Origin of the sequence: Streptomyces sp. NBC_01450 (assembly GCF_036227505.1) — a bacterium.
GTDB lineage: Bacteria > Actinomycetota > Actinomycetes > Streptomycetales > Streptomycetaceae > Streptomyces.
Window position 1 is genome coordinate 10,010,148 of the sequence record NZ_CP109480.1, and the last position, 24,967, is coordinate 10,035,114.

Annotated in this window: 20 protein-coding genes and 1 pseudogene; 9 read left to right on the forward strand and 12 right to left on the reverse strand. The window is 70.4% G+C overall.

Annotation, left to right across the window (positions count from 1 at the left end):
* Nucleotides 1-2: 2 nt before the first annotated feature.
* The 8 genes from OG568_RS44625 to eccD all read right to left on the reverse strand — a co-directional run bounded on the left by OG568_RS44625 (nt 3) and on the right by eccD (nt 7,978).
* Entirely contained in the window at nt 3-353 is a 351-nt protein-coding gene (locus OG568_RS44625; protein ID WP_266418284.1) for a hypothetical protein, read from the reverse strand.
* Entirely contained in the window at nt 346-858 is a 513-nt protein-coding gene (locus tag OG568_RS44630; RefSeq protein ID WP_329535705.1) for a YbaB/EbfC family nucleoid-associated protein, read from the reverse strand. Before OG568_RS44630 ends, OG568_RS44625 begins: the two co-directional genes overlap by 8 nt.
* A complete protein-coding gene (locus tag OG568_RS44635) occupies nt 855-3,521 on the reverse strand; it encodes an AAWKG family protein (RefSeq protein ID WP_329535706.1) in 2,667 nt (888 codons plus the stop codon). The genes OG568_RS44630 and OG568_RS44635 overlap by 4 nt, the downstream gene beginning before the upstream one ends.
* A 99-nt stretch (nt 3,522-3,620) precedes the next feature.
* Nucleotides 3,621-4,073 carry a type VII secretion system-associated protein gene (locus tag OG568_RS44640; protein ID WP_266579645.1) on the reverse strand — a complete coding sequence of 151 codons (453 nt, stop codon included), beginning with the start codon at nt 4,071-4,073 and terminating at the stop codon, nt 3,621-3,623.
* A gap of 97 nt (nt 4,074-4,170) precedes the next feature.
* Entirely contained in the window at nt 4,171-4,494 is a 324-nt protein-coding gene (locus tag OG568_RS44645; RefSeq protein ID WP_266418292.1) for a WXG100 family type VII secretion target, read from the reverse strand.
* Nucleotides 4,495-4,543: 49 nt separating this feature from the next.
* The gene (locus tag OG568_RS44650; RefSeq protein ID WP_266418294.1) at nt 4,544-4,885 is read right to left on the reverse strand and encodes a hypothetical protein; all 342 of its coding nucleotides are present in this window, start codon (nt 4,883-4,885) and stop codon (nt 4,544-4,546) included.
* 106 nt (nt 4,886-4,991) lie between these two features.
* The gene (gene eccB, locus OG568_RS44655) at nt 4,992-6,542 is read right to left on the reverse strand and encodes a type VII secretion protein EccB (protein WP_329535707.1); all 1,551 of its coding nucleotides are present in this window, start codon (nt 6,540-6,542) and stop codon (nt 4,992-4,994) included.
* 35 nt (nt 6,543-6,577) lie between these two features.
* A complete protein-coding gene (gene eccD, locus OG568_RS44660) occupies nt 6,578-7,978 on the reverse strand; it encodes a type VII secretion integral membrane protein EccD (protein ID WP_329372231.1) in 1,401 nt (466 codons plus the stop codon).
* A 224-nt stretch (nt 7,979-8,202) separates the two neighbouring features.
* Between eccD and eccCa the strand changes: the two genes are divergently transcribed.
* Entirely contained in the window at nt 8,203-12,123 is a 3,921-nt protein-coding gene (gene eccCa, locus OG568_RS44665) for a type VII secretion protein EccCa (protein WP_329536616.1), read from the forward strand.
* A gap of 64 nt (nt 12,124-12,187) precedes the next feature.
* Here the strand turns inward: eccCa and OG568_RS44670 are convergent, their stop codons facing one another.
* Nucleotides 12,188-13,378 carry a S8 family serine peptidase gene (locus OG568_RS44670; protein ID WP_329535708.1) on the reverse strand — a complete coding sequence of 397 codons (1,191 nt, stop codon included), beginning with the start codon at nt 13,376-13,378 and terminating at the stop codon, nt 12,188-12,190.
* Between the two features lie 69 nt (nt 13,379-13,447).
* On the reverse strand, nt 13,448-16,765 hold the full coding sequence (locus tag OG568_RS44675) for a right-handed parallel beta-helix repeat-containing protein (RefSeq protein WP_329535709.1): 3,318 nt from the start codon (nt 16,763-16,765) through the stop codon (nt 13,448-13,450).
* 510 nt (nt 16,766-17,275) lie between these two features.
* Here OG568_RS44675 and OG568_RS44680 point away from each other — a divergent pair.
* Nucleotides 17,276-18,121 (forward strand): MIP/aquaporin family protein, encoded by an 846-nt coding sequence (locus tag OG568_RS44680; RefSeq protein WP_329535710.1) that lies wholly within the window; start codon nt 17,276-17,278, stop codon nt 18,119-18,121.
* A gap of 148 nt (nt 18,122-18,269) precedes the next feature.
* On the opposite strand, the pseudogene OG568_RS61585 reads toward OG568_RS44680, so the two are convergent.
* Nucleotides 18,270-18,350 (reverse strand): annotated as a pseudogene (locus tag OG568_RS61585) (ArsR family transcriptional regulator); the annotation flags it as partial.
* Nucleotides 18,351-18,513: 163 nt separating this feature from the next.
* Here OG568_RS61585 and OG568_RS44690 point away from each other — a divergent pair.
* On the forward strand, nt 18,514-18,942 hold the full coding sequence (locus tag OG568_RS44690; protein WP_329535711.1) for a LysR substrate-binding domain-containing protein: 429 nt from the start codon (nt 18,514-18,516) through the stop codon (nt 18,940-18,942).
* A 42-nt stretch (nt 18,943-18,984) separates the two neighbouring features.
* Here the strand turns inward: OG568_RS44690 and OG568_RS44695 are convergent, their stop codons facing one another.
* Nucleotides 18,985-19,740, reverse strand: coding sequence for an SDR family NAD(P)-dependent oxidoreductase (locus tag OG568_RS44695; RefSeq protein WP_329535712.1), 756 nt, complete (start codon nt 19,738-19,740; stop codon nt 18,985-18,987).
* Between the two features lie 296 nt (nt 19,741-20,036).
* Here OG568_RS44695 and OG568_RS44700 point away from each other — a divergent pair, with 296 nt between their 5' ends.
* The 6 genes from OG568_RS44700 (at nt 20,037) to OG568_RS44725 (ending at nt 24,967) form a co-directional block, all read left to right on the forward strand.
* Nucleotides 20,037-20,366 (forward strand): SDR family NAD(P)-dependent oxidoreductase, encoded by a 330-nt coding sequence (locus OG568_RS44700; protein ID WP_329535713.1) that lies wholly within the window; start codon nt 20,037-20,039, stop codon nt 20,364-20,366.
* The gene (locus OG568_RS44705) at nt 20,363-20,578 is read left to right on the forward strand and encodes an SDR family oxidoreductase (protein ID WP_329535714.1); all 216 of its coding nucleotides are present in this window, start codon (nt 20,363-20,365) and stop codon (nt 20,576-20,578) included. Before OG568_RS44700 ends, OG568_RS44705 begins: the two co-directional genes overlap by 4 nt.
* Before the next feature lie 328 nt (nt 20,579-20,906).
* Nucleotides 20,907-21,809: a GNAT family N-acetyltransferase gene (locus OG568_RS44710; protein WP_329535715.1), complete on the forward strand. Its 903-nt coding sequence runs from the start codon at nt 20,907-20,909 to the stop codon at nt 21,807-21,809.
* A 235-nt stretch (nt 21,810-22,044) separates the two neighbouring features.
* Complete coding sequence (locus OG568_RS44715) at nt 22,045-23,373, forward strand: cytochrome P450 (protein ID WP_329535716.1); 1,329 nt, start codon at nt 22,045-22,047, stop codon at nt 23,371-23,373.
* 273 nt (nt 23,374-23,646) lie between these two features.
* Nucleotides 23,647-23,892: a hypothetical protein gene (locus OG568_RS44720; RefSeq protein WP_329535717.1), complete on the forward strand. Its 246-nt coding sequence runs from the start codon at nt 23,647-23,649 to the stop codon at nt 23,890-23,892.
* The gene (locus OG568_RS44725; protein ID WP_266579636.1) at nt 23,885-24,967 is read left to right on the forward strand and encodes a response regulator; all 1,083 of its coding nucleotides are present in this window, start codon (nt 23,885-23,887) and stop codon (nt 24,965-24,967) included. The genes OG568_RS44720 and OG568_RS44725 overlap by 8 nt, the downstream gene beginning before the upstream one ends.

A 24,967-nucleotide genomic window follows, 5' to 3' on the forward strand; every position in this document is an offset into this window, starting at 1 on the left:
GCTCAGTGCCTTCCGCCGGTGTGTCCGCCGCCGGACGACTCATGGATGGCGTCCAGGTTTCCGCCCTGGGTGGTCAGGATGTTCTTCAGGTTCTCGGTCGTGCCGTTGGCGACGGAGACGATGGCGTCGCGCAGGGCCTGCCCGGTGTCCGCCGAGCCGTCGCGCTCCTTCTTCTCCTGCGGGACGACTTCCCTGGCGAAACTGTCGCTGGTGCCCGGCCAGTCCCGGGTGAGGTTCACCTCGTTCACGAAGTCCCGGATCATCTCCTGCGCGATGGTGCTGATCTGGTCGATCTGCCGGACGCCACCCTGGATCCGGGCGGGGTCGGCGAAGTAGGAGTTGCCCTCAGCCATGGTGGTTCGCTTCCTCCGCGTCCTCGTCGATCTCGTCCCGCAGCCGGTGGTCGTTCGTCCGCCCGGCGGTGCCCCGCGGGTCCTCCAGTACGGCGGGGCCGAAGATCTTCGCCCAGTCGACGTCGACTCCGGTCAGCTCCGGCACGGTGGTGCTGGGCCGGGTGTAGGGCTCGAACGTCTCCTTCACCCGGCGGGACATCTGTGTGCGGGCTTGTTCCGCCGACTCCAGCACGCTGGCGGCGAGTTCGGCCGCCGCCATGGTGCGGTACTTGCCGTCCAGGAACTTCAGCCCGGTCAGCTCGCCCTGCGGACCGACGGTGACTTCCACCGCCCGGTCCCTGGACCGCACCGTGACGGACGCCTGCCGCAGCTCCTCCTCCGCCTTGGCCACGCCCGCCTGCACGTTCTCCAGCTCGGTCATCGCCTCGGCCAGGCGCTGCTGAATCGACAGGGCCCGCACCGGCTCCTGACGGCCCGACCCCGCCGCGTTCCCGGACCCGGTCATCGGCCGATCACCGCCGGGGCGCCGCCCTCGTCGGTTCCCCAGACGTCCTCGTCCTCGGGCACCCAGCTGGACCGCTCCCGGTCGCCGCTCTCGGTGGACTGGTTCCCCTGGCCGGCCGCGGGCGAGCCGCCCGGCGCGTAGGGCGAACCGGAGCTGCTGGTGGGGGTGGAGCCGCGGGTGAGGATCATCTCCCGCTCCTCCTCGTCCCCGCTCGCCCGTGAACGGGAGACGGTCGGGCGGCGCAGCGCCGCGCCGCCGGTCTCGTCCAGCACCTTGCGGACCCGTTCGCTGCTCGACGAGTTGTTGGCGCCGCCCATCCCGCCGAGGCCGCCCGGGTTCAACGGGGTGCCGCCGGTGGGCTGTCCGGCGGCACTGCCGGCCGTCAGGGCGGAGCCGGCGGGTGCGCCGAGAGCGCCTCCGGTGAACGGGGTGCTGTCGTAGTCGTCGTATGCGAGGTCGTCACCGCCGAGGCCGTCGGAGCCGGAGTTGAGACCGCCGGAGTTCAGTGATCCGGAATTCAGAGATCCCGAGTTAAGGGAGCCCGAGTTCAGGCTGCCGGAGTTCAAGGACGTCGAACCGTCGAGTCCCTTCAGGCCGTTGAGGCTGTTCAGATCGGTGGAGGACCCGCTGTTCGAGTGGTGGGAAAGACCGTCGGTGCCCGAGCCGAGACCCGTATTGAGGTGGGTCGTGGTCGTCGAGCCGTCGGGGTGGGTGGTGGTCGCGGCCCCGGTGGTGGGGTTGAGCGTGGTGCTGGTGCCGTCCGGGAACTTCGTGGTGAGGGTGCCGTCGGCGTTGAGCGTCGTCGTGGAGCCGTCGGGGTTGGTGAAGGTGTCGCCCACGTTGAGCCGGCTGGTGGTGACCCGGCCGTTCGGGGAGGTCGTCGTCATCGTGCCGGTGGCCGGGTTGAACGTGGTCCGGCTGCCGTCGGGGAAGTCGGTGGTGAGGGTGCCGTCGGCGTTCAGCCGCGTCGTGCCGCCGCCCGGGTTGGTGAGGCTGCTCGAACCGCCGTTGTTGAGCTCGGAATTGAGGCCCAGGTCGTTGAGACTCGAGGAGAGCGTCGAACCCGGCCCGGTGTTGAGGTTGGACGTGCCGCCGTTCAGCCCGGAGTTCCCGTCGAGGCCCCCATTGAGACTGGTGATCAGGCTGTTCGGGCCGTTCAGCCCGCCGCCGATGTTGCCCAGGCCGTTGTTGAGGCCGGTGGTGATGTTGCCCAGGCTGTTGTTGAGGCCGTTGCCTATGTTCCCCAGGCCGTCGTTCAGCCCGTCGCCGATGTTCCCGAGGCCGTTGTTGAGGTTGGTCCCGAGATTGTTGAGGTTGTTCCCGAGGTTGTTCAGACCGTCGTTCAGGTTCTGCTGATTGTTGTTCAGGGTGTTGTTGAGATCCTGCTGATTCTTGTTGAGCTGGTCCTGGTTGAGTTGGTTCTGTTCCTGCTGGTAGAACTGCGTCAGGGACGAGGTGTCCTTGGTCTTCAGCGGCTCCTCGAATTCCGAGCTCGCGTCGATCCAGTTGCCGTTGAGCGTGGACAGCGACTGTGTGGCGACCGGCACCAGCGTCTGGTTCACATAGTTGTTCCAGCGCTCGACCGCGGCCTCACCGAGCTTCTTCCAGGACTGGATGTCGTTGAGGCTGCCGTAGGTCGGGTGGTTCTCCAGGAATCCCGCACGAGTCGAATAGCTGCTGTAGCTGCCCGCCTCGCCGCCGTATGTGGTGGTCTCCTCGATGTACGGCACGTTGTTCGCCAGTACCCAGGCGGACAGGTCGTCCAGCAGTTCCAGCACCGAACGGTGCGGATCGTGCTCCGAGGTGTTGGCCCACGTCGTCCACGCGTTCTGGAGGTTCGTGAGCTCCGCGACCAGTTGCTGCTGGGCCATCGCCAGCGTGTCGCCGAACGTCGACTTGGGGGAGTAGCCGCTCAGCGTGGTGTGGGCGGCCTGGTGGTCGACCCCGCCGAGCTGCTCCACATAGCTGTCGTAGTTCTTGTGCAGCTGGTGGACCAAATGCCAGAAGACGCCCGCCGCCTGGCCCTTCCACGACGACTGTTCGCTGCCCAGCGACGTCTCCCACTGCTCCAGGTGGGCGGCCTGGTCGATGAAGAACTTGGTCGCCCGGTCGAAGGCCTGGGCCGTCCGCTCGAACGAGTTCAGATCGACGGCCTCCGCGTCGGCCACGGGGGCTCCGGCGTACGAGAAGCCCCGAGTGGTGTGGTCCGCGAGCAGTTTGTCGAGCGCCGCCTTCGCACCGCTGATGTACTGCGACATGGGGCCGGAGTCCCACTGGTCGCCGTAGTGGCCGGTGAACGCACCGCCGTTGATCATCTCGCCCGAGTCGAGCAGCCGCGCCCTGCCGTTGGCGTCGTCGGGCACCCCGATCAGGACGATCCGCGCCCGGTGCATCTGCACTCCGCTGTGCGCACCGTCCCCGCCGGCCGTGTAGAAGACGAGGTCGTAGTCCTCGCCGTCGTGCTTCATCCAGCCGCTGATGGCGGAGTAGTCCTCGGCCGTGACCGCCCGGACATCCATGGACTGGATGTCCATGCGGAAGAGCGGAATGCCTTCCTTGCTCTTGAGCTTGTCGAAGACCGTCTTGCGACTGGGCACGGGATAGCCGGTGTAGAGGGTGACGGCCTTGCCCCAGTAGTCGTCGGCGTCGTTGGTGGCTGGCATGGCACGTGGCTCCGCGGAGATGGGGGAACGGGTGGGCGGGCGCTGTCCGGCGGGACCGGGGAGTTCATGGCGGGGGCGCTGTCCGGCGGGACCGGGGAGCTATGTGGTGGTGCTGTTCGATCCGCCCGTGTCGCCCAGGTCGCTGTCGACGTCGGAGAAGATGTCGAGCAGCTTCTCCCCGTCGATCGACGTCAGGTTGCTGCCCTGGGTCTTGAGCAGCGTTCTGATGGTCTCCCGCAGGTCCGAGTCGATGTCCTTGAACAGGGTCTTCTGCGCCCCGAAGATGTCGTCGACCGACTGGGCCATGTCCTTGATCTTCGAGATCAGGGTGGCGCCGTGCACGTCGTCGCCTCCGGCCATCAGACCGATGGCCAGGAACGGGTTCTCCTGAAGCGTGCCCGGCGTGTTGCGGCCGTCCAGAAGGCTCTTGAGTGCCTGCGCGCCCGCCGGGTCGTCCTTGCGGATCTTTTCCAGCTCGGTGATGAAATCGGCCAGATCTCCGTCGACGAACGCCTGGAGCCCGGGTGAGTCGAGGTGTGTCAGGTCCGCCATGGCGTCCTCCTGCTCTGCGTCCTGCTGGGGTGCCGGGCCCGCCGTCGCGGCGCGGCGGCCGGACGGCGAACGGCGTGGTGGGGGAACGGGCGGCGGCTCAGCGGCCGATCGTGACCTCGGACCACATCTGCGACAGGGAGTTCTCGCTGTACTTGTAGTTGTTGGAGATGTCCGTCAGCAGGCCGGCGTGCGAGGTGAGCAACTGCTCCATGTTCCGGACCGCCTCGTCCCAGGCGGCCTGCTTCTGCGTGTAGGTCTCGGCGTCGGAGCCGTACCAGGTCTTCTTCAGTTCGCTCAGCTCGGCTTCGAGCGACGACAGGGTGTTCGCGATCGCCCTGGTCTGCTGGACCATGTCGTCGGCCGCGTTCTCCATGTGGCGGTAGTCGACGTAGATCTGGCCGTCGGTCAGGTTGTCGGGCATCTGTGGTCTCGTCTCGGTCGTCGGTACGGGGACGTGGCGTACGGCCGGGTCAGGAGCCGGTCAGCTGGTGGAAGGCCGAGTCGGACGCGTTGTACGCCTGGTTGATCGCGTCGTTGGAGGAGCCCTGGGCCTTGCCGTGCTCGACGAGGCTCGTGTTGAGCTTGTCGACCATGTCTTCCAGGTTCCGCAGGATGACGTTGACCTGGTCGTCCCACTGCTGCAGGAGCTGCCCGTACTGACCGCCGTCGCTGCCCTGATAGCCGCTGGACAGGGTCGCGCGGGTGCCGTCCACGTCCTGACGTGCCTTCATGATCCCGGAGAAGGCGGACTCGAGCGCCTGGATGCCGTTCCGTGTCGCCTGTTCACTTGACTGCTGGCCATCGCCTGCCATGGTCTGCCTCTCGATGGATCGGATGATCTGTTTCTGATGAGACTAGAGTTGCCGCGGAGGAAGCAGCAACGAGCCCGGGAAATCTGTTCCTTCAGTGGTCCAATGTTCAACGTCCGTAACCTGAAGGCAACTTGGTGCCCAGTGCGCCGACGTTCGGCCCGCCGGGCGCTGCTCCGCCCGTGGCGCAGCCCGGCGGGGTGGTCGCCGCTCCCGCGCCGCCGCCGGCGGCCGTCTCCGGGCTCAGGTCCGGCCCTGACGGCAGCATCGAAAGCAGCGGTGAGGGCAGCGCCTCGACGTCGCTCTGGGCGTAGCCGAGGGACTGCAGCGCCGCCGCCGACGGCACGCGGTATTTGACACCGTTGTCCGCGACCAAGTAGGTCGTGTCGCCCACGGCCGTGCCGTCCGCGCCGAGCGCCCGTACGAGAGCGCCGTGACCCGGCCGTACGACGGTGGCGTCCACCCGCAGACAGGCCGCCGTCACCTCCGCGGAGTCCGGCTGGGTGACCGGGCCGAGCGAGGTGACGGGTACCAGCACCGTGGTGACCTTGGTGCCCGTCTCACCGGGCTCCACCCGGGCGCAGGCCGAGGAACCCTCCGCGACGTCCACCGCGCGCGGCGGGGAGTCGGGCAGCCCGGCGGAGGCGGGGGAGCGGCCCTCGCTGCCGGGGGCGGCGTGATCCTTCAACGCCGCGGCCCCGATCACCGCGGCGGCGGGCACCGCTCCGCCGTACGCCTTCTCGCGGGTGTCCGGGTCGCCGAGCACGAGGGCGGCGCCGGTGTCGGTGAGCGGCACCAGCCCCTCGCGCCGCAGCAGGTAGTACTGAGCGTTCGAGCCGGGCACCCGCACCTGGAACACCTGGCCCACCTTGCTGCGCTGTCCGCCCAGCGAGGGCCCCGTGTCGCCCCGGCCGGGAACGGCGGGCGCGGCCAGGTCGGGACCGGAGGCCAGGGCGTCGAGGAAGGCCGCGGACACCGGGCGCGGGGCGACCGAGCCGTAGCCGAGGGAGACCGCGGCCCCGGAGGCCTTGTCCAGCCGCAGCCGGCTGCCCCGCCACACCAGGTACGTCGCCTTGTCGGGCCCGGTCACCACGATGCCCCGGTCGGTGCCCACGCCGGTGCCGTCCGTGGGGGCGCCGGCGACCACCGTGGTGACCGCGGTCGGCACACCGCTCCCCGCGTCGTTCGGGACGGAGCCGACGGCGGAGCAGACCTGCCACGCTCCGCCGTCCAGGTCACCGGCGTCCGGCACGGAGTCCGGGGCGCCGGGGATGCCCACCGGGGCGCCCACGGGCGTGTCCCGCAGCGAGGCGGTGCGCACGTCGGTGGTCTTGAGGTCGGCGCCACCGACCAGCAGGGCCGAGGCGTAGTTGCGTACGGGCCTGAGACGGCCGTCGACATAGAGATAACGGGCGCCGGTGTCCTTGTTGACTATCAGGCCGTTCGCGGTGCGCCAGGAGTCGTTGCCCCCGGGGTTGATCAGCCCGTACACCACGGCGCCCGCCGAGATCACCACGGCGATGACGGTGCCGATGACGACGCCACGAGTGGTGCGCCCGAGCGGGCTCTCCGGGGCGTCCGGGTCGGCCAGCAGCATGCCGGAGGTCAGCCGGCTCATGACGAAGGCGTGGGCCTGGACCTGGTCGCGTTTGGACTGCATGATCGCCTATCTACCGATTCCCTGTGGTCCGCCGGTCAGCCGTTGATCGCCCGCAGGGCGCCGAAGACACCGATCACCCACAGCGTCAGCGGCAACAGGCCGATCGCCAGCAGGGAGTGGAGCAGCTCGCCCGCCCGGCCCCAGTACGGCGCCATGCGCCGGCCCGGAACGGTCCAGGAGACGATCGCCAGCACGGCGGCCAGCGCGAGCAGCCCCGCGACGAGCGTCGGCCGCGCGGCCGTGTCCAGCGCGGCGGCGCCCTGAACGGCCAGCAGGAACACACCCCAGGTGCCGGGTACGACCAGGGTGAGCCGCTGCCCGACGTTGACCATGCCCCGCCCGTGCAGCAGCAGGAGCAGCGACAGCGCCACCGCGGTGAGCGCCTCGGCGAGGCTGGGCCGCCGGGCCAGCGCGACCAGACAGCCGGCGCAGACGACACCGGTCGCGCCGTAGAGCGCGGTCATCCAGCCGCTCGCCAACTCGGTGCGGGTGGCCACGTCCTGGCCGTGATACGGCTCGATGCCCTCCTGCAACTGCTGCGGGCTGGTCGGCAGTGCGGGCATCCGCATGCCCGCCAGCCGGAACGACAGGGCCGGTACGAAGCCGCCGAAGAGGACGACGGCCGCCGCGACCGCGGCCGAGGCGGCGTCGACGGACACGTCCAGCACACTCATCAACGCACCCGCGACCGCCGCGGTGATCGCCACCACGGCGGTGGCCAGGAAGAACGGGGTGTACACGGCCGCCGCCGCCAGAGCCAGCACCGCGCCCCCGGCCCCCGCGGCGCCCGCGGCCAGCAGCCGGGCGCCGAGCACATGGTGGGCGTGGGCTCCGGACATCTCGCCGCCGGGCAGCAGCCAGCCGGCCAAAGCCAGGCTGGGCGCGGCGAGGAAGCCCAGGGTCGCGCCGGCCGCCGCGTCGCCCACCGCGCGGCTGGCGGAGGCGGCGCCCGCGAGCAGCAGCAGCCCGGCGACGCCCGCGGCGGCGGCACGGGCGGTCACCGGGCCGCCCGGCCAGGCAAGGACGCCCAGTCCTGTCAGGACGGTGAGGACGACCATGGTGCGCAGCAGACGCCGGCTCGTCTCCGGGGTCCAGCCGTGCAGGCGGTCCCGGGTGACACCCGCGATGCCGTCGACGAGGTCGTCCAGGCGCACCTCGGGCAGCGCCTCGGTGTGCGGACGCAGATAGAGGACCTCGCCGTCCTTCAGGTCGAGGGTCTCCAGGGTGCCTTCGTCGTCGAGCGGGCGGCCGCCGGGGCGTTGCAGCACCCAGCCGCCGTGCTCCAGGCCACTCTCCTCCAGTTCCTCACCCGCGTAACGCAGCAGGATCGGAAGGAGATCGGCGACCGGGACGTCCGCGGGCACCGCGAGGTCGAGCGATGTGGCAGGGGCACGGACGGTGAGGCGGCACAGGCCCGCCACCGAGCTGTCAGTCATGAAAGGGGTCAGGCCTCCGGGGAGAGTCTCCGACGAGACTTGGACCTAGGTGTGATGCACATGCAGACTACTGATAACACTGGGGCTGGTGTGAACGGCCTCGGGGTTTTCACTGCTTGACCTCCCGTCAAAGCATCCCGTCCGTCTACGGCGCCACCGTAAAAGGAGCCGGTTCGTTGAGCGTTGTCCTCTTTCGCCGCCCTGCCCGCCGACGCGGCCCGGACATGCCCGAGGGTGAGCTGAATCTCCAGGAGCCGCCGACGCTGCCGGAGACCGTGCCGGACAACTCGGCCGTGTGGACCTATCTGCCCATGGCGATGATGTCCGTCTCCATGATGCTGATCTTCGTCCGGCCCGGAGCCTCGGCCAGTGTCTTCACCTACATGGCGCTCGGCATGATGGTCCTGGCCGCGGCCGCCATGATGGTCGGTCAGGTGATGCGCAAGAGCAGCGACCGCAAGCAGCGGCTGCGCGGCGAGCGGCGCGACTACCTGCGGTATCTGTCCCAGACCCGGCGCAAGGTTCACCGGGCCGTGTTCGAACAGCAACGCGCGCTGGCCTGGCGGCATCCGGCACCGGCCACCCTCCGCTCGATGGTGCGCACCACCAGACTGTGGGAGCGCCGGCCCAAGGACGACGACTTCGGCGAGGTCCGCATCGCCGTCGGCGACCAGCAGCTGGGAATGCGGCTGACGCCGCTGTCGACCAAACCGGTGGAAGACCTCGACCCGCTGTCCGCACACGCGCTGCGCCGGTTCGTACGCGCCTACAGCACCGTGCCCGACCAGCCGATCGCGTTGTATCTGCGGTCCTGGTCGCGGGTGTTGCTGCGCGGCGACGAGCAGGCGGTACGGTCCGCGGTGCGGGCCGCGCTGTGCCAGCTGGCGCTCTTCCACCCGCCGGAGGAGCTGTGGATCGCGCTGTGCGTCTCGGACGAACGGCGTGCCGAGTGGGAGTGGGCCAAGTGGCTGCCGCACAGCCTGCACCCTCAGGAGCAGGACGGCGCCGGACCCGCCCGGATGGTGGCGTCGGCCTTCAACGACCTGGAGGACCTGCTGGGCGCCGAGTTCGCGGAGCGCCCCGCCTTCGACCCGGACGCGCTGCCCGGCCGTGACGAGCCGTTCACCGTGATCGTGGTGGACGGGGTCACCGTGCCTGCCGGACACCGGCTGGACGGGCCCGGTTTCCGCAACACGGTCGTGTGCGACCTGTCCGGTGCCCTGCGCTGGCGACCGGGGCGCACCACGCTCCGGCTGGACGTGCGCGGCGACTCCCTGCGGCTGGTCCGCACCGACAGCGACCGCAAGGAGCAGACGACCCCGCTGGGCCGTCCCGACGCGATCGGCCCGAAGGGGGCCGAGGCGCTGGCCCGGATGCTGGCGCCGTACCGGATGAGCCTGACCGCCGACACCGCGGAGCCACTGTCCAAGGACGTGGAACTGACCACCCTGCTCGGCATCCCCGATCTGCACCGCCACGAACCGGCCACGCTGTGGCAGCGCAACACCGGAGCGGCCCGGCTGCGGGTGCCCGTCGCGGTCGGCGCCGACGGCGCCCCGGTCGAACTGGACATCAAGGAGTCCGCGCAGGGCGGCATGGGCCCGCACGGCATGCTGATCGGGGCGACCGGTTCCGGCAAGAGCGAACTGCTGCGCACCCTCGTACTCGGCCTCGCCCTCACGAACTCCTCGGAAACGCTCAACTTCGTCCTGGTGGACTTCAAGGGCGGCGCGACCTTCCTCGGCCTGGACGAACTGCCCCACACCTCCGCGGTGATCACCAACCTGGCGGACGAGGTCGCGCTCGTCGAGCGCATGCAGGACGCGCTCCACGGCGAGTTGATACGCCGACAGGAACTGCTGCGGGCAGCGGGCAACTACACCTCGGCGCTGGAGTACGAGAAGGCGCGGGCGGCCGGCGCGGCCCTGGATCCGCTGCCGAGCCTCTTCGTGGTGGTCGACGAGTTCAGCGAACTGCTCGCCACGCACCGGGAGTTCATGGACCTGTTCGTGATGATCGGCCGCCTCGGCCGCTCCCTCGGGGTGCATCTGCTGCTCGCCTCGCAGCGCCTGGACGAGGGGCGCATGCACCAGCTGGAGAGCCATCTCTCGTACCGCATCGGTCTGCGTACCTTCTCGGCCATGGAGAGCCGGGGTGTGCTGGGCGTACCGGACGCCTACCAGCTGCCGTCACAGCCGGGCGCCGGGTTCCTCAAAAGCGGCGTGGAGGCGCTGACCCGCTTCCGGGCGGCGTACGTCTCCGGCGGCTACCGCCGGCGCCGGGGCGCGGCCGCGCAGGCGCGGGTGGCCAGCCAGGTGGTGCCGTGGACGGCGGGCTGGGTGGTGCCGCGCGCCCCGGTCCAACTGCCCGACCCGGCGCCGGAGGCCGCAGAGGAGGACGAGACCGCTCCCTCACTGCTGTCGGTGGCCCTGGACCGGCTGCGTGACTCCGGGCCGCCCGCCCACGAGGTGTGGCTGCCGCCGTTGGGACTGCCGCCCACCTTGGACACGCTGCTGCCCGGACTCGAACCGGACGCCGAGCGCGGTCTCGTCGCGGCGAGGTGGCCGGGAACGGGACAACTGCGCGTGCCGGTCGGCCTGGTGGACAAGCCCTTCGACCAGCGACGCGACCCGCTCGTGGTGGACCTCGCCGGCAGCGGCGGGCACCTCGGTGTCGCGGGTGGTTCACAGAGCGGCAAGTCGACCGTGCTGCGCACGCTGATCGCCGCGCTCGCCCTCACCCACACCCCGCGCGAAGTGCAGTTCTACTGCCTCGACTTCGGCGGCGGCACGCTCAGCGCCCTCGCCGGGCTGCCGCACGTCGGCGGGGTCGCGGCCCGGCTGGACAGCGAACGGATCACCCGTACGGTCGCCGAGGTCACCGCGGTGCTCAACCACCGCGAGCAGTTCTTCCTGGACCACAACATCGACTCGATGGCGACCTACCGCAGGCGCCGCGCGGCCGGCGAGTTCGCCGACGAACCGCACGGCGACGTCTTCCTCGTGGTGGACGGCTGGTCGACGGTCCGTCAGGACTTCGACACCCTCATCCCGACCTTCAACCAGATCGCCGCCCGCGGTCTGAACTACGGCATCCACCTGGTCGTAGCCGCCGCCCGCTGGATGGAGCTGTCCGCCCAGGTCCGCGACCAGATCGCCACCCGGCTGGAACTGCGGCTCGGCGACACCATGGACTCGGTGGTCGACGTCCGCAAGGCGGCCACCGTGCCGCGCTCGCCCGGCCGCGGTCTGACGACCGACGGAAAGCTGCACTTCCTCGCGGCCCTCCCGCGCATCGACGGCACCGAGAGCGCCGAGGATCTCAGCGAGGGGGTGGCCGAACTGGTTGAGCGCATCGCGTCGCACCGTACGGGACCCGCCGCCCCGCCCGTACGGATGCTGCCGCACCGCCTGCCCGCCGCCGAACTGCCCGCGCCGGAACTGGCGGACGGCCTGAGGATCCCGCTCGGCCTCGACGAGGAGACACTGTCCCCGGTCTGGCACGACTTCAGCCGCACCCCGCACCTAGTCGGCGTCGGTGACACCGAGAGCGGCAAGACCAACCTGCTGCGGCTGGTCGCCTCGGCCATCACCACCCGCTACAGCCCGGACGAGGCCCGCATCCTGGTCGTGGACTACCGGCGCGAGCTGGTCGAGGCGGTACCGCAGGAGTACCGCCTCGGGCATGCCGTCTCGGTCGACGGCCTCCGGGAGCTGGTGGGCGGCTCGGCACGCGCCATCAAGACCAGGCTGCCCGGCCCGGACATCACCCCGGCCCGCATGCGCCAGGCCGACTGGTGGACGGGCCCGCGACTGTTCGTCCTGATCGACGACTACGACATGGTCGGCGGCAGCAACGCCTACGACCACCCCTTCGCCCCGCTCTTCGACCATCTCGCCCTGGGCCACGAGGTGGGCCTGCACATGGTCGTCGTCCGCTCGGCCACGGGCGCGGGACGGGGACTGAACGACCAACTGCTGCGCCGGCTCGACGAGGTCAACACACCGGGGCTGCTGATGTCCTGCCCGCCGTCCGAGGGCTACGTCTTCGGCAACACCAAGCCGCGCAACCTGCCGCCGGGGCGGGCGCAGCGCATCGTCCGGCGCAAGGCGACGCTGATCCAGACGGCGCTCGTGGGGGAGTGACCCGACCCGACCCGACCCGACCTGTCCCGACCCGTCCCGACGCAACCCGGTCGGGACGGGACGGTCAGTGCCGGGACGGGCGCCAGCCGCGCGCCCGGCCACGGGGGACGACCACCGCGGCCCAGGCGACCAGCAGGACGATGCCGCCGCCTCCCGCGGCCAGCAGTACCGCGCGCCGCGTCGCGCGGGCATCGGCCTCGTCGGACGGGAGACTCACCGGCTCGGCGGCCGCGGCACGGGCGACGCCGGTGGACACGTCCCGTACGGACGTGAGGGCCGCGTACGGATCCAGCCGCGGCACGTCGGCCGGGTAGGCGGTCGTCGTCAGTCGCCTGACGATCTCCGCGGCCGTCAGATCGGGATGCGCGGCACGCAGGAGGGCCGCCGTGCCGGCGACGTAACCCGCGGCGAGGGACGCCCCGGAGCCGATGAAGTGGCCCGTCCCCTTGGGTCCGGTGCCGACGACTCCGTCACCCGGCGCCGCCAGGCCGGCGCTGCGGGGCGTGTACGCGCCGTCCGGCCGTTTGCCGTCGACGTCGACGTCGAGGACCGACAGGACGCCCGCTTCGGCAGCGGGCCAGTAGTCCTGGGGCGGCGGTGCGGAGGACGACTTGACGGCCGTGGGGGCGTCGGGGACCGCGGCGGCCACGATCAGGGCGTCGTGTTCGGCGGCGTGCCGCACCGCGGACGTCAGCGCCTTGGAGCTCTGCGCGAGGGCCGGCGACACCTCGATGACCTTCACCCCGGCGTCCACCGCGGCCCGGATGCCCGCCGCGACCGTCGCGGTGGTCGCCTTCCCGCGGTCGTCCGTCCCCCGTACGCCGAGAACGCGCGCTCCTTGGGCGACCCCGGCGAAGCGGACGCCCTTCGCCGGCGCGGCGGCGATGAGTCCGGCGACGAAACTGCCGTGGCCCACACAGTCCGTGCCCGCCCCGTCGGCCGCCTTGACACGTCCCTTCAGGGCCGGCGCCTGCTGCGACACCCCCGTGTCGACGACCGCCACGGTCACTCCGGCACCGTTGCCCAGCTGCCAGGTCCGTGCGAGGTCCAGGCTCTGCTGTTCCCACGGCACCGCCGAGGCGACGTTGCCCGACGCACCGGTGCAGCCGGCCCCGTCGGCGAGCTGTGACTTCAGCACGGGCAGCCGTACGGTGGCGCCCGCCGCGGTGGCCGAGGGAGCGCTCACCCCCAGCGCCGTCACCGTGGTGAGGAGGAGCGGCATCACGGGCCGCAAGGAAGGGGGGAGGCGACGCATGACACGCATCCTAGAGCGTGTCATGAACGCCTCCGGCCCCTCCCATATCCGTGCCCCCGCGGGCTTCTGTCACTCGGCCGGTTCCTGCCACGGCAGGTCCTGTGCCAGCAGCAGTCGCAGGTCGTCGATGCCCGGAGCCGCCATCGTGCTGAGCCGCCCGGCCTGACGGGTCATCATGCCCTCCAGTACCTGCCGGGCGAGCCGCGCGTTGCCGAACGAGCGGTCGCGTGGCAGCGAGTTGAAGTACTTCCGCAGCACCTGTCCCGTACCGGGCCCGCATTCGTACCCCGCCGCCGTGGCGTGCTGCCGCACGATGGTGACCAACTCGTCGGAGGAGTAGTCGGGGAACTCCACTCGCCGGGAGAAGCGGGACGACAGACCGGGGTTGGAGGACAGGAAGTGCTCCATCTCCTGGGTGTAGCCGGCGACGATGACCACGACCTCGTCCCGGTGGTCCTCCATGAGCTTGAGCAGCGTGTCCACCGCCTCCCGCCCGAAGTCGGAACCGGCGGACGGCCCGGTGGGGGTCAGGGTGTACGCCTCGTCGACGAACAGCACACCGCCCAGGGCGCGTTCGAAGACCTCGCGGGTGAGCTGCGCGGTGTGGCCCACGTACCGGCCCACCAGGTCCGCGCGGGAGACCTCGACGAGCTGGCCGCGCGGCAGCACGCCCAGCGAGACGAGCAGTCTGCCGTAGAGCCGGGCGACGGTGGTCTTGCCCGTGCCGGGCGGTCCGGTGAAGACGAGGTGGTGGCTGATGCGCGGCACGGGCAGCCCGGCGGCCGCCCGCTGCCGTGCGGTGGACAGCAGGTTGACCAGGTCGGTGACGTCCCGCTTGACGGCGGCCAGGCCGACCAGGTCGCCCAGTTGAGCCAGCGGATCGCTCTCCCCGCCCGCCCCGGCCTCGTCGGACGCCGCGGCCTCCTCGCCGAGGTCCTCCGGCAGCAGCACGGTCAGGTCCCGCTCGGTGACATCGGGCTGCGTGGCCAGACGGAACGCCTGCCGGTCCACCATCTCCTCGAACACCCGCCGCGCCGCACGCCCGTTGCCGAAGCCTGCGTCCTTCGGCATCCGCTCGAAGTGCAGGGCGAGTGCCTTGCGGGTGGTGTCGTCCAGCTCGTACTGGTGCTGGACACACATGCTCTCCATGATCGCCACCAGCTCGGGCACCGAGTAGTTCTCGAACTCGACGGTGCGCGAGAAGCGGGACGCCAGACCGGGGTTGGAGGAGAGGAAGGCCTCCATCTCGGCGGAGTACCCGGCGGCGACCACCACGATGTCCTCGCGATGGTCCTCCATGAGCTTCAGCAGGGTGTCCACGGCTTCCCGCCCGAAGTCCGCCCCGGAGCCACGGCCGTCGGACAGCAGGGTGTAGGCCTCGTCCACGAACAGCACCCCGCCCAGCGCCCTGGTGAACGTCTCGGTGGTCTTGATGGCGGTACCGCCGACGATCTGCGCGACCAGGTCGGCCCGGGAGACCTCGACCAGATGGCCGGAGCGCAGTGCTCCCAACTCCGCGAGGATGGTGCCGTACAAGCGGGCCACAGTGGTCTTTCCGGTACCGGGCGGCCCGGCGAAGACGAGGTGGCGGCTCATCGGCGGTGCGGACATGCCGAGTTGGGCGCGCCGCTGCGCGAGCTGGGTGAGGTTGACGAGCGTACGGACCTGGTGCTTGACGTTGTCCAGGCCGATGAGTCCGTCGAGCGCGGCCAGCGGCCCGTCCTCGCGGGTGAGCCCCCCGTCGTCGTGTCCGCCGCCGGCCGCCGGGTCGGTGCCCTCGGCATCGCCGATGCCCCACGCGTCCCGCTTTCCGTTCCCGGTGCTGGTCAGCCCTTCGACGGCGAGCCGGTCGCCGGGCCTGGCCTGGACGAGGCCGCCGCCGGTGTTGTCACGGGCGGTGCAGTTGACGACGGAGACCGGGGCGGTGCTCTCGATCTGGAAGCCGTTCTTGGCGCTCCCGGCGACCTCACACGCGTTGAAGGACCCCCGGCCGCCGTCGGAGACCAGCACACCATGGCCGGTGCTGCCGTTCACGTGTATGCGGGTGGCGGTGAGTTCACCGTCTCCGTCCACGGTGATCCCGCTCTCCGCGGGGGCCTGGACCTTGCAGTCCCGTACGGTCATGATGCCGCCCGGGCCGACCGAAAGGCCGCTCGCGGACGGCGAGACGACGGTGCCGCCGCCGACGTACACGTTGCCGTCGTCCTCGACCCGGATGCCCGTGCCGCCCGCACGGTCGATCTCGCAGTCCTCCAGGCGGCCCCGGCCGTCCTTGACGATCTCCACGCCATGGCCGCCCGGCGCGCTGATTCGGGCGCGGCGCACCAGCGGGTTGGCGCCGGAGCGTATGGAGATGCCCGCACCGGCCGCGTCGATGATCTCCAGCCGGTCCAGTTCGGCCGCCGAGTCCTCCTCCAACAGCACGGCGGTCCCGGCACAGTCACGGACCGTCAGGCCGACCAGAACGGGAGAGGCGGACCCCGTCACCCGCAGCGCGGGTGCCTGCGCCGCGTCCAGCCAGCAGTCCTCGAAGGTGCCGCGGGAGCGCTCGGTGACCAGCAGCGCGTGGCTCTTGGTACGGGCGGTACGGCAGCGGCGCAGCAGCGGGTCGGTGCCTTTGCCCAGGACGATGCCGGGGCCGGAGGTGCCCATGACCCGTACGTCCTCCAGCACCGTACGGGCCTGGCTGGTCAGGTGGATGCCTGTGCTGGTGTCGTGCACGACCGTGCGCAGCACCTGGGTGGTGCAGCGGTCCTCCAGCGCGATGGCCGGGCTGTCGGTGGAGGAGATGTCGCACTCCTCGACGGAACCCTGCGCCTCGCCGTTGGCGAGCACGCCGTTGCCACGGGCGTCGCGGATGGTGCAGCCGCGCACGGTGATCCGGCCGCTCTCGCCGATCACCACCCCGGAGGTACCGAGATGTTCGAGGGTGCAGGACTCGATGGAGCTGTCCACCGCGGAGGTGACGACGACCCCGGCGCCGCCCGGATTGCTGATCCGGCAGTCCCGCATGGCCAGCGAGCCGCTGCCGCGGGCGAGCAGCGCGGCCCAGGCCGCGCCCGTGACCTCGCAGCCGTCCATCGCGACCTGCCCGCGTGGGGCGTCGACGACCGGCAACTCCTCGTCCCGGCCGCGCAGCACGAGGTCGTTGAGCATCACGGCGTCCGCCTTGAGGACGACCGCGCTGCCCCGGCGGGGGGCTATCTCGACGGTGCCGCGGGCCTGTTCGGCCACGATGGTGACCGGGACGGTGATGGTCAGGTTCTCCGCGTACGTGCCGGGGAGCACGCTGATGACGGCGCCACTGCGTGCCCTCGCCAGGGCCTCGCCGATCGTCCGATAGCCGTCCGGCCGCTCCTGGCCGACCGTCAGCAACTGGCGTGACAAGCGCGAAACCTCCTGTAGACGGCACCGAGGGGTCACCGAACCGGGGTGCCTGACGGTGCCTGACGCGGGCGGCACCATCATGCAGGGCGAGGGTGGGAACGGGCCAGGGAAGGCCAGTCCTGCCACTGTTTCACAGGAGATCGCACAGGGGCGCACCGGACCGGCGAAGCGGGGCGGCGCCCGTACGCCCGCGGACGACCAAGGCCACCTCGCCAAGGCCACCTCGTCAAGGGCACCATCACGACCACCGGAACCCGCTACCACACCTGGACCGGCCGGACCATCGCGGTCCGTGCCAGGCCCGTGCGAGGGTCCATGTCGCACAGGGCCGGGACGGCCCCCCAACGTGCCAGGGCGGCCGGCCCCGAAGGGGGCGTCCCATCGCAGGACCGGGCCTGAGCGAATAAAATTACCCTGTCTGTGCGGTTATTTCTTGATCGTCCTATCCTGCTACCAGGAGGACTCGGGCAGTCGACGGGCCGGTCCTGGGCCGGCGGGAAGCGAGCTTCCATGACTGAGCGGTTGAGCAGGATGGGGTTGGTCGGTGAAATGGCGGCCGAGTTCTGCGGCACCATGATCCTCATCCTCTTCGGTTGCGGCGTGGTGGCCCAGGTGGTGGCCGGCGGAGCGCTCACGACTCCACCGGGCGGTCTCGGAAACCACGACAGCATCTCCTGGGCGTGGGGCCTCGGCGTCACCTTGGGTGTCTACGTCGCGGCACGGCTGAGCGGTGCCCATCTCAACCCCGCGGTGACCGTCGCCCTGGCCGCGTTCAAGGGCTTCCCGTGGAGCAAGGTGGCGCCCTACGCACTGGCACAGACGGCCGGCGCCTTCGTAGCGGCCCTCCTCGTGCGGTGGAACTACACCGAAGCGCTGGCGAAGGCCGACCCCGGTCACACCTTCAAGACGCAGATCGCGTTCTCCACGCTCCCCGCCAACGGCAACCCGAATCTGCCGGTCTACGAGTGGGGCGCGTTTCGCGACCAGGTCATGGGCACCGCCATCCTGCTACTGCTGATCCTGGCCATCACGGACATGCTCAACACACCCCCTGGCGCCAACATGGCCCCGTTCATCATCGGCCTGGTCGTCGTGGCCATCGGCATGGCCTGGGGTACCAACGCGGGCTACGCGATCAATCCGGCACGTGACTTCGGCCCCCGTCTGGCCAGTTTCCTCACGGGGTACGGCGGAGCATGGCGAGATCAGTACGGGAACTTCTACTTCTGGGTGCCGATCCTCGGTCCACTGGTCGGCGGTCTGGTCGGCGCGGCCCTGTACAAGTTCTTCGTCGGCCGGTTCCTGCCGACAGCGGAACCGGAGCCCCCGGGACGCGTCCCCGCCCCCGGGGACTGACATCAAGGTCCGGTCGTCGGGACGGCCGGCTGTCGGATCGGGCGTGGGCGGACGTCTGCGCGCGGACCAGATCGAGCAAGCCGGGAAAGCGACTCTCGAGTTCCGCCCGGCGGAGCATGACCTTGCGGCTGTTGCCGTAGTCGATCTGCCGTATCAACCCGGCCTCCCGCAGGACCCGGAGATGGTGCGTGAGCGTCGACTTGGTATTCCTCCCCAATACCTGATCCACCGTAGCCGGACGGGCCCCGGGTGGCCCGGCTGGGCGCCAGTCCGAGAGGCCCCCGCGGTGCGGTTCTGCTTATGGCCGCGAAAAGCAGCCGCAATGACGTTGAGGGAATCTCCTGATCAGCCCGGTAATTGACGGTCTTCGACGGGGGCAGGAGTTCGACGCGATGCTGGTCAACCGGGAGAATCTGGGCGTGCTGCTGGCCGAGCCACAGGCAGCCGAGCTCGCCGGGCCGAAGGGGATCGCGCTGGATGCCCTGGCCGGACTGGAGTGGGTGGCCTTTCCCCGTTCGGACGGTCCCGCCTGGTACGACGAACTGACCGCGATCCTGCACAGCCACGGCCTTGATCCAGGAGCGCGGCCACCGGAAGGGCAGCGGCTCATCGCCGAAGTGAAACTGGCGGCCGTCGCCGCCGGACACGCCTTCGCGTGCGCTCCGCCGGACTGGTCGCAGCCCCTTCCCGACGGTGTGGCGTGGTCACCGCTGGTCGGTCACCCCCTCATCCGCCGGACGTGGGCGGTGTGGCCGACCGACTCGCGACGACAGGATCTGGGCCGCCTCATCGCCGCGTTCGAACAACCGTCCAATGGATGATTCACGGCAGGGGGACAGGGCCCGGCCCGGGCGGGCGCTCGCTCAGACGGCGCTGCGACCACCGTCGACGGGCAGGACCGCGCCCTGCACGAAGCTGCTCGTCGCGTCGTCCGCCAGGTACACGATCGCCGCCGCGATCTCCGCGGCGGACGCCGGCCGTCCGGCGGGCGCCTGGGCGGCCAGGCGCCGCAGGTCCTCCTCGCTCTGGGCGGTGGTCTCGGTCCGGGTGGGGCCGACCTGTACGGCGTTCACCCGCACCCCGCGCGGGCCGTATTCGGCTGCCCACGCCTTCGTCAGCAGGTTCAGCGCCGCCTTGCTCGACCCGTACAGCGCCATTCCCGAGTAGCCGAGCACGGCCGCGACGGTGCTCACGTTGACGATCGCTCCGCCACCCCGCTCAGCCATCCCCGGGGCCAGTTCGGCCACCAGGTAGAAGGGGGCCTTGACGTTGAGGGCGTGTACGGCGTCGAAGAGGCTCTCCTCCATGTCCTCCGTCGGCCCGAAGGGGTAGATGCCCGCGTTGTTGACCAGCACGTCGACCCGGCCACCGCCCAGCCCGAGCGCGTCCTGCGCCAGTTGTCGCACTCCCTGGGTGTCGCGCAGGTCAGCGCCCACGAAATCGGCCTTCCCGCCGCGCTTTTGGATCGCGCTCACCACCTCCTTGCCGCGGGCGCTGTCGCGGCCTGCCACCAATACGTGTGCACCCCGCTCGGCCAGCGCTTCCGCTGTGGCCGAGCCGATGCCGCTGGTCGCCCCGGTGACGAGTGCGACCTTCCCTTGCATCGATGCAGACGCCATGACCGGATCCTTCGTCGACGATGAGGTACGCGGTCAGCGGCCCCGAAGTGGCCATGGACGTGACACACAGCCGAGTGGACGTATGCACCTCGGCCGCGCCCCGAGCGGGGTACTTCACGCCATCCTTTTGCGACGGCCCCGTCATGGCCGCCGCACTTCCACAGCATCACCTCCGGCCGCGCGCCGCAACCGGTGCTCCGCACGTGGTCCAGGCAGCAGGCAGCAGGCAGCAGGCGGCAGGCGGTCGGTTATACCGGCTATCGCGACGGCCTATGGCCGGCGCGGAATCCCCCTGAATGAGCCGACGCTTTACCCAATTGCCACCCGACGAGGTGGCATGGAATCCGGCCCGAAAACCATCATCGGTTTTGGCGCGCCAGGTCCGTATCGACCATCTGCAACTTCCAGGGTGGAGTGAAAAAACTATGGGACTGTTGGACGGCAAGGTTGCCCTGATCACTGGTGGCACGTCCGGGATCGGCCGGATCAGCGCGCTTCTGTTCGCGCAGGAAGGCGCGAGGGTGGCCATCACCGGGCGGCGGGAAGACGCGGGCCGGGCAGTGGTCGAGGAGATCACGCGGGATGGCGGCGAGGCGCTGTTGATCCAGGCCGACGCCACACCGTGAACCCGACCATCATCCGTACACCGCTGACCGAGGGCGGAATCACAACGACGGAGGACGGATCCGAATACCACCCGCACGGGGAAATGATCCCCCTCGGCCGTATCGGTGAGGCGGACGAGGTTGCCCAGGTGGTGCTCTTCCTCCTCTCCGACCGGGCCTCCTTCGTCACCGGACAGTCGGTCATGGTGGACGGCGGACAGAGCGTGAACTGAGTGCCGGCGCCCGGTGTCCTGCTCGAACAGGACACCGGGCGCCAGGCAGCAGACCCCGCGGAGAACCGGTGGAAGGTGACAGGCGGCAGTTGAACCTGTGGGACCACCAGTGCCCCAAGTCCCGCTCGGGGGAGCCGAGATGGGGTGCGTGCGGCGGTACGGCTGCTGTTGTCGGCGATTCGATGACGCTGTTACGCTGTGTTCGCGTCCTCGAGCGCAACAAGGAGGTGGGAACCGTGAGCCGACTGACTCTCATGTGCTCCCACCCCGTTCCGAGGGCGCCGAGGATCTGAACGGGAGCGCGTCGCTGCCCGAAAGGACCTCTCACATGACCGATCTGGTCATTCGCCCCCTCGCCGTAGGCGAGGAAGCACTATTCGAGTCTCTGCCCGATCCCGGTCTGGTCGGCTTTGCCGCCTTCGGCGACACCTACAGTGGGATGGCCGCCGCCGGTGAGTACCGCCCCGAGTGGACCTGGGTGGCCCTGCGCGACGGCGTCGTCGTCGCGCGTGCCGCATGGTGGGCCGGGCCGAAGGACGCCGACCCGCTCGCCCTTGACTGGTTCGACTTCACGGACGCCGATGCGGCCGCACAACTGCTCCGCACCTCACCGCTGTACGCCCAGTACTCCCTCAAACTGCCGCCCGGCTGGCGCGACATCCCCACGGTCCGTGAGCAGGCCCAGGCCCGCATCGACGCGGCTGTCGCCGCAGGTCTGTCCCCTCTGGTCGAGCGCTTTCGCTACCGCTGGACGCCGGACTGCGGCGTGCCCGCGCGCCCGGGCCGCCTCGAATTCCGTACCGAGCCCGACGACGCGGCGGTCCTCGACGTCTTCCGCCGTATCCACCAAGGCAGTCTCGACGTCCATGTGCGCCGCACCATCGCCGCATCCGGGCTGGAGGCGGCCGCCCAGGAAGAGCTGGACTATTTGCGCTGGTTGCCGAGCCCGCGCGAGTGGTGGCGCCTGGCCTACAACCCCGCCGGGGAGCTCGTCGGCCTGAGCGTCCCCGGCCGCCACTACGGGGACCCTCTCATCGGCTATATCGGCGTGGTGCCCGAGCACCGCGGCCACGGATACGCCTATGACCTGCTCGTCGAGGCCACGCACATGCTCGCCGACGAGGGCGTGGACCGTATCGTGGCCGGGACGGACCAGACCAACGTCCCGATGGCCGCCCACTTCGCGAGGGCCGGATACCCGATCGCCCAGGAACGCATCGACCTGATATAGCCCAGCGGCAGTGACGCCGGAAGCGGGTGCGGGACTCGGGCTGTGACAGCCGAGTCGGTGGTTCTGTGGCGTGACGACGGCGGGGTGCCGGACGACGCGGTGCTGCTCCGCGTCGCCGAGAAGGTGCTGCCGACGGTCCCGGGGTGGGCTGTCACCGGATGTGCCCGCTCCCGTACAGTCCGTGGTATCGACGCTTCGCTACGGCCGAAACCGGCGGTCGACCAGGAGAGGAAACATGGACACCGAAGCCAGCCCCGGCTCCCTTCCGTACCTTCCCGGAACGGGGCGGCCGGTCCCCGAGGCGGAGCCCGAACTCGTGGAGCGGTGGCGATCGGGGGGAGGCGAACTGGTCGAGCTGCTGTCCCAGGTGCGGGAGAGGCTCGGCGGCGTCGCCGCGTTCCGCCTCGGGCCGGCCCCCACCGTTCTCGTCACCGACCCGCAGGCGGTCCAGCATGTACTCGCCCGGCACCCGGAGCGGTACGTCAAGCGCTCCCACCGCGCCCGTCTGCTGATCGGCGACGGCGTCCTCGCCGCCACGGGTGAGGCGTGGAAGCGTCAACGCCGCCTGTTGCAGTCCCAGTTCACCGGCACCGGGATGCGCCGCTACGAACAGCGGATCACCGAGGCCGCCCGGACCACCGCCGGGCGCTGGGACGGGTACGCCCGTACCGGGCAGACCCTCGACATCGGGCAGGAGATGCGCCGCTTCGCCCTGGACGCCATCTGGCGCTCCCTCACCGGCCACCCCCTCGACGACGGGACCGAACGCGAACTGGCCGCCGTGGCAGCCGTGGCGACCGCCCTCCCGACCCTGCCCGCCGACGCCACCGACGCCCAGGACGCCGTCGCCGCCGATCTCGCCCGGATCGACGCGGTCGCCCGGCACGCCATCGAGGCCGCCCGCGGCGGGGAGGCCGGTCCCGACGGCCCGGGCCTGCTGCACGTCCTGATCGACGCCGCCACCGAGCGCCCCGAGTACACGGACCGGCTGATCCGCGACGAGCTGGTCACGTTGCTCGTGGCCGGGCACGAGACCACCGCCACCACCCTGACCTGGCTCTACCTGCTCCTCGACCAGCACCCCGCCGCCCGCGAACAAGCGCTCGCCGGCGGCGAAGGCTCGGCGCAACGCCGCCAGGCCATCCAGGCTCTGGTCCACGAGGCGCTCCGGCTCTACCCGTCCGCCTGGATCCTGCCCCGCCACGCCGCCGAGGACGACACCCTCGCCGGCTACGCCGTCGAGGCGGGCACGGATATCCTGATCTGCCCGTACCTCACACACCGCGATCCCGAACTGTGGCCGGAGCCAGAGCACTTCGACCCTCGGCGCTTCACCACCCCGGACGGCCGACCTGCCCACCCGGGCGCCTACTTCCCCTTCGGCATCGGTCCCCGCGCGTGCCTCGGTCTGCAATTCGCGCTCCGCGAATCGACCGTCCTGCTCGAACACCTGCTGCCGGTCCACACGCCGGCCTTCCACTCCACTCCCACGAAGGCGGTGTACGGGATCACCGTCCGCCCCGACGGCCCCACCCCCGCAACCCTGGTACCGACACTCACCTGAAGGACCGTGACGTCATTCTGGTCATTGAAGGGGAGCAACGTTGCAACGCAACGGCCCGGCAACAGGCAGGCCCGTCGCGGCTTCGATCAGCCAAAATGCCTACAGCGAAGGGGAGTTGGAGCAGTGGCAACAGGATTCGTCGTTGCGTCCGTCCCCTGATCACGGACCGCAACGGTTCCGATGTCCGCCATTCTGAGATTGCCCCTCTCGCGATCCGCTGGACGGGTGACAGGTCCTGTCGCTGTGCGGTGGGCCGAATGAATGGAGGCCTTGATGGACGGACCACTGCTGTCGGTGAGAACGACCTTGGTGTTCCTGCTCGCATTACTCGTCGGCGCGACGGCAGGCGGGCTGACCGCACTCGCGGGTGAAAGCACGCCGCGGGGCCTGCTCGCGGGCCTCGCCGCCGCCGGACTGGCGGTTCCCTTCTTCAACCGCCTCATCGACATCGAGGGCAGCGGGAGCCGACAGCACCGGAACGCGGGTGCCGGAGTCAGGGAGGGGGACGGAAATGGGTGAGCTGCGACCGCTGGGGCACGACCTTCCGGATGCTTCCCGTGCTCTCGCCCAAGCCCTACGGGAGCTGTTCGAGGGAATGGAGGTGTCCGTACGCAGGTACGCCGCCCGGCGGCAGCGCGATCCGGGGACGTTCTCCCGCTATCTGAACGGCACCCGCTTACCCCCGTGGCAGGTGATCACGGACCTCTTCACCGATCTCGCCCAGCACCGAGGAACCGCGGTCACCACCGAGGCCATCGAGTTGGTACGCGGGCTGTACGGGTCGGCCGTCGACGCCGCGTCCTCTCCCAAGCACGCGGTGGAGATCCTGGAGCAGCAACTGGCCGACGCCGACCGGGTGTCCCGACGGTCGAGCGTCCGCGGCGACGTCCTCGGTGACGCTCTGTTGGACCGCACACACCGCATCGCCGACCTGGAGGTGCGCCTCAATCAGCTGGAAGCCGACTGGAGCGCCGAGCGCAAGCGAGCGGACGAGCTCGCGGCGGCCCACCCCGACGTCTCCGGCCTGCTGCGGGAACGCGACATCCTGCAGCTCGACGTCGAGCGATTGGGAGCCGAGCTCCGCGAGGCCCGAGCGCAGCGCGCCGCGGCCGAGGACCGCTGCGATCTGCTCGAACGTCAACTGGACGCCGTCGAGGAATCCACGGCCGCGCTGCCCGCCGTCACGACCCCCCAGGACATGCCCAAGGTTCTCGTCGTCGACGACCAGCCGAGCAACCTGCTCGCGATGACCGCGGTGTTGGCGACGCTCGACCAGGAGCTCGTCACCGTCTCTTCCGGGCGAGAAGCACTCAAAGCGCTGCTCGATCACGACGACTTCGCGGTCATCATCATGGACGTACAAATGCCGGAGATGGACGGCTACGAGACATGCGCACACATCAAGCGCCGCCCTCGAACCCGCGACGTGCCCATCATCTTCCTCACCGCGATGGGCATGGACTCGGAGCACTCCGCCCGCGGATACGCGGCCGGCGCCGTCGACTACATCAGCAAGCCCTTCGACCCCTGGGCGCTGCGCGCCAAGGTCGCCGTATTCACCTCCATCTACCTGGAGCGCCGCACGCAACAGTGA

What these genes read in the sequence shown, in the direction of transcription:
- OG568_RS44625 (WP_266418284.1), bottom strand. Translation starts at nt 353, where the DNA reads ATGGCTGAGGGCAACTCCTACTTCGCCGACCCCGCCCGGATCCAGGGT.
- OG568_RS44630 (WP_329535705.1), bottom strand. Translation starts at nt 858, where the DNA reads ATGACCGGGTCCGGGAACGCGGCGGGGTCGGGCCGTCAGGAGCCGGTG.
- OG568_RS44635 (WP_329535706.1), bottom strand. Translation starts at nt 3,521, where the DNA reads ATGCCAGCCACCAACGACGCCGACGACTACTGGGGCAAGGCCGTCACC.
- OG568_RS44640 (WP_266579645.1), bottom strand. Translation starts at nt 4,073, where the DNA reads ATGGCGGACCTGACACACCTCGACTCACCCGGGCTCCAGGCGTTCGTC.
- OG568_RS44645 (WP_266418292.1), bottom strand. Translation starts at nt 4,494, where the DNA reads ATGCCCGACAACCTGACCGACGGCCAGATCTACGTCGACTACCGCCAC.
- OG568_RS44650 (WP_266418294.1), bottom strand. Translation starts at nt 4,885, where the DNA reads ATGGCAGGCGATGGCCAGCAGTCAAGTGAACAGGCGACACGGAACGGC.
- eccB (WP_329535707.1), bottom strand. Translation starts at nt 6,542, where the DNA reads ATGCAGTCCAAACGCGACCAGGTCCAGGCCCACGCCTTCGTCATGAGC.
- eccD (WP_329372231.1), bottom strand. Translation starts at nt 7,978, where the DNA reads ATGACTGACAGCTCGGTGGCGGGCCTGTGCCGCCTCACCGTCCGTGCC.
- eccCa (WP_329536616.1), top strand. Translation starts at nt 8,203, where the DNA reads ATGCCCGAGGGTGAGCTGAATCTCCAGGAGCCGCCGACGCTGCCGGAG.
- OG568_RS44670 (WP_329535708.1), bottom strand. Translation starts at nt 13,378, where the DNA reads ATGCGTCGCCTCCCCCCTTCCTTGCGGCCCGTGATGCCGCTCCTCCTC.
- OG568_RS44680 (WP_329535710.1), top strand. Translation starts at nt 17,276, where the DNA reads ATGACTGAGCGGTTGAGCAGGATGGGGTTGGTCGGTGAAATGGCGGCC.
- OG568_RS44690 (WP_329535711.1), top strand. Translation starts at nt 18,514, where the DNA reads ATGCTGGTCAACCGGGAGAATCTGGGCGTGCTGCTGGCCGAGCCACAG.
- OG568_RS44695 (WP_329535712.1), bottom strand. Translation starts at nt 19,740, where the DNA reads ATGGCGTCTGCATCGATGCAAGGGAAGGTCGCACTCGTCACCGGGGCG.
- OG568_RS44700 (WP_329535713.1), top strand. Translation starts at nt 20,037, where the DNA reads ATGAGCCGACGCTTTACCCAATTGCCACCCGACGAGGTGGCATGGAAT.
- OG568_RS44710 (WP_329535715.1), top strand. Translation starts at nt 20,907, where the DNA reads ATGACCGATCTGGTCATTCGCCCCCTCGCCGTAGGCGAGGAAGCACTA.
- OG568_RS44715 (WP_329535716.1), top strand. Translation starts at nt 22,045, where the DNA reads ATGGACACCGAAGCCAGCCCCGGCTCCCTTCCGTACCTTCCCGGAACG.
- OG568_RS44720 (WP_329535717.1), top strand. Translation starts at nt 23,647, where the DNA reads ATGGACGGACCACTGCTGTCGGTGAGAACGACCTTGGTGTTCCTGCTC.
- OG568_RS44725 (WP_266579636.1), top strand. Translation starts at nt 23,885, where the DNA reads ATGGGTGAGCTGCGACCGCTGGGGCACGACCTTCCGGATGCTTCCCGT.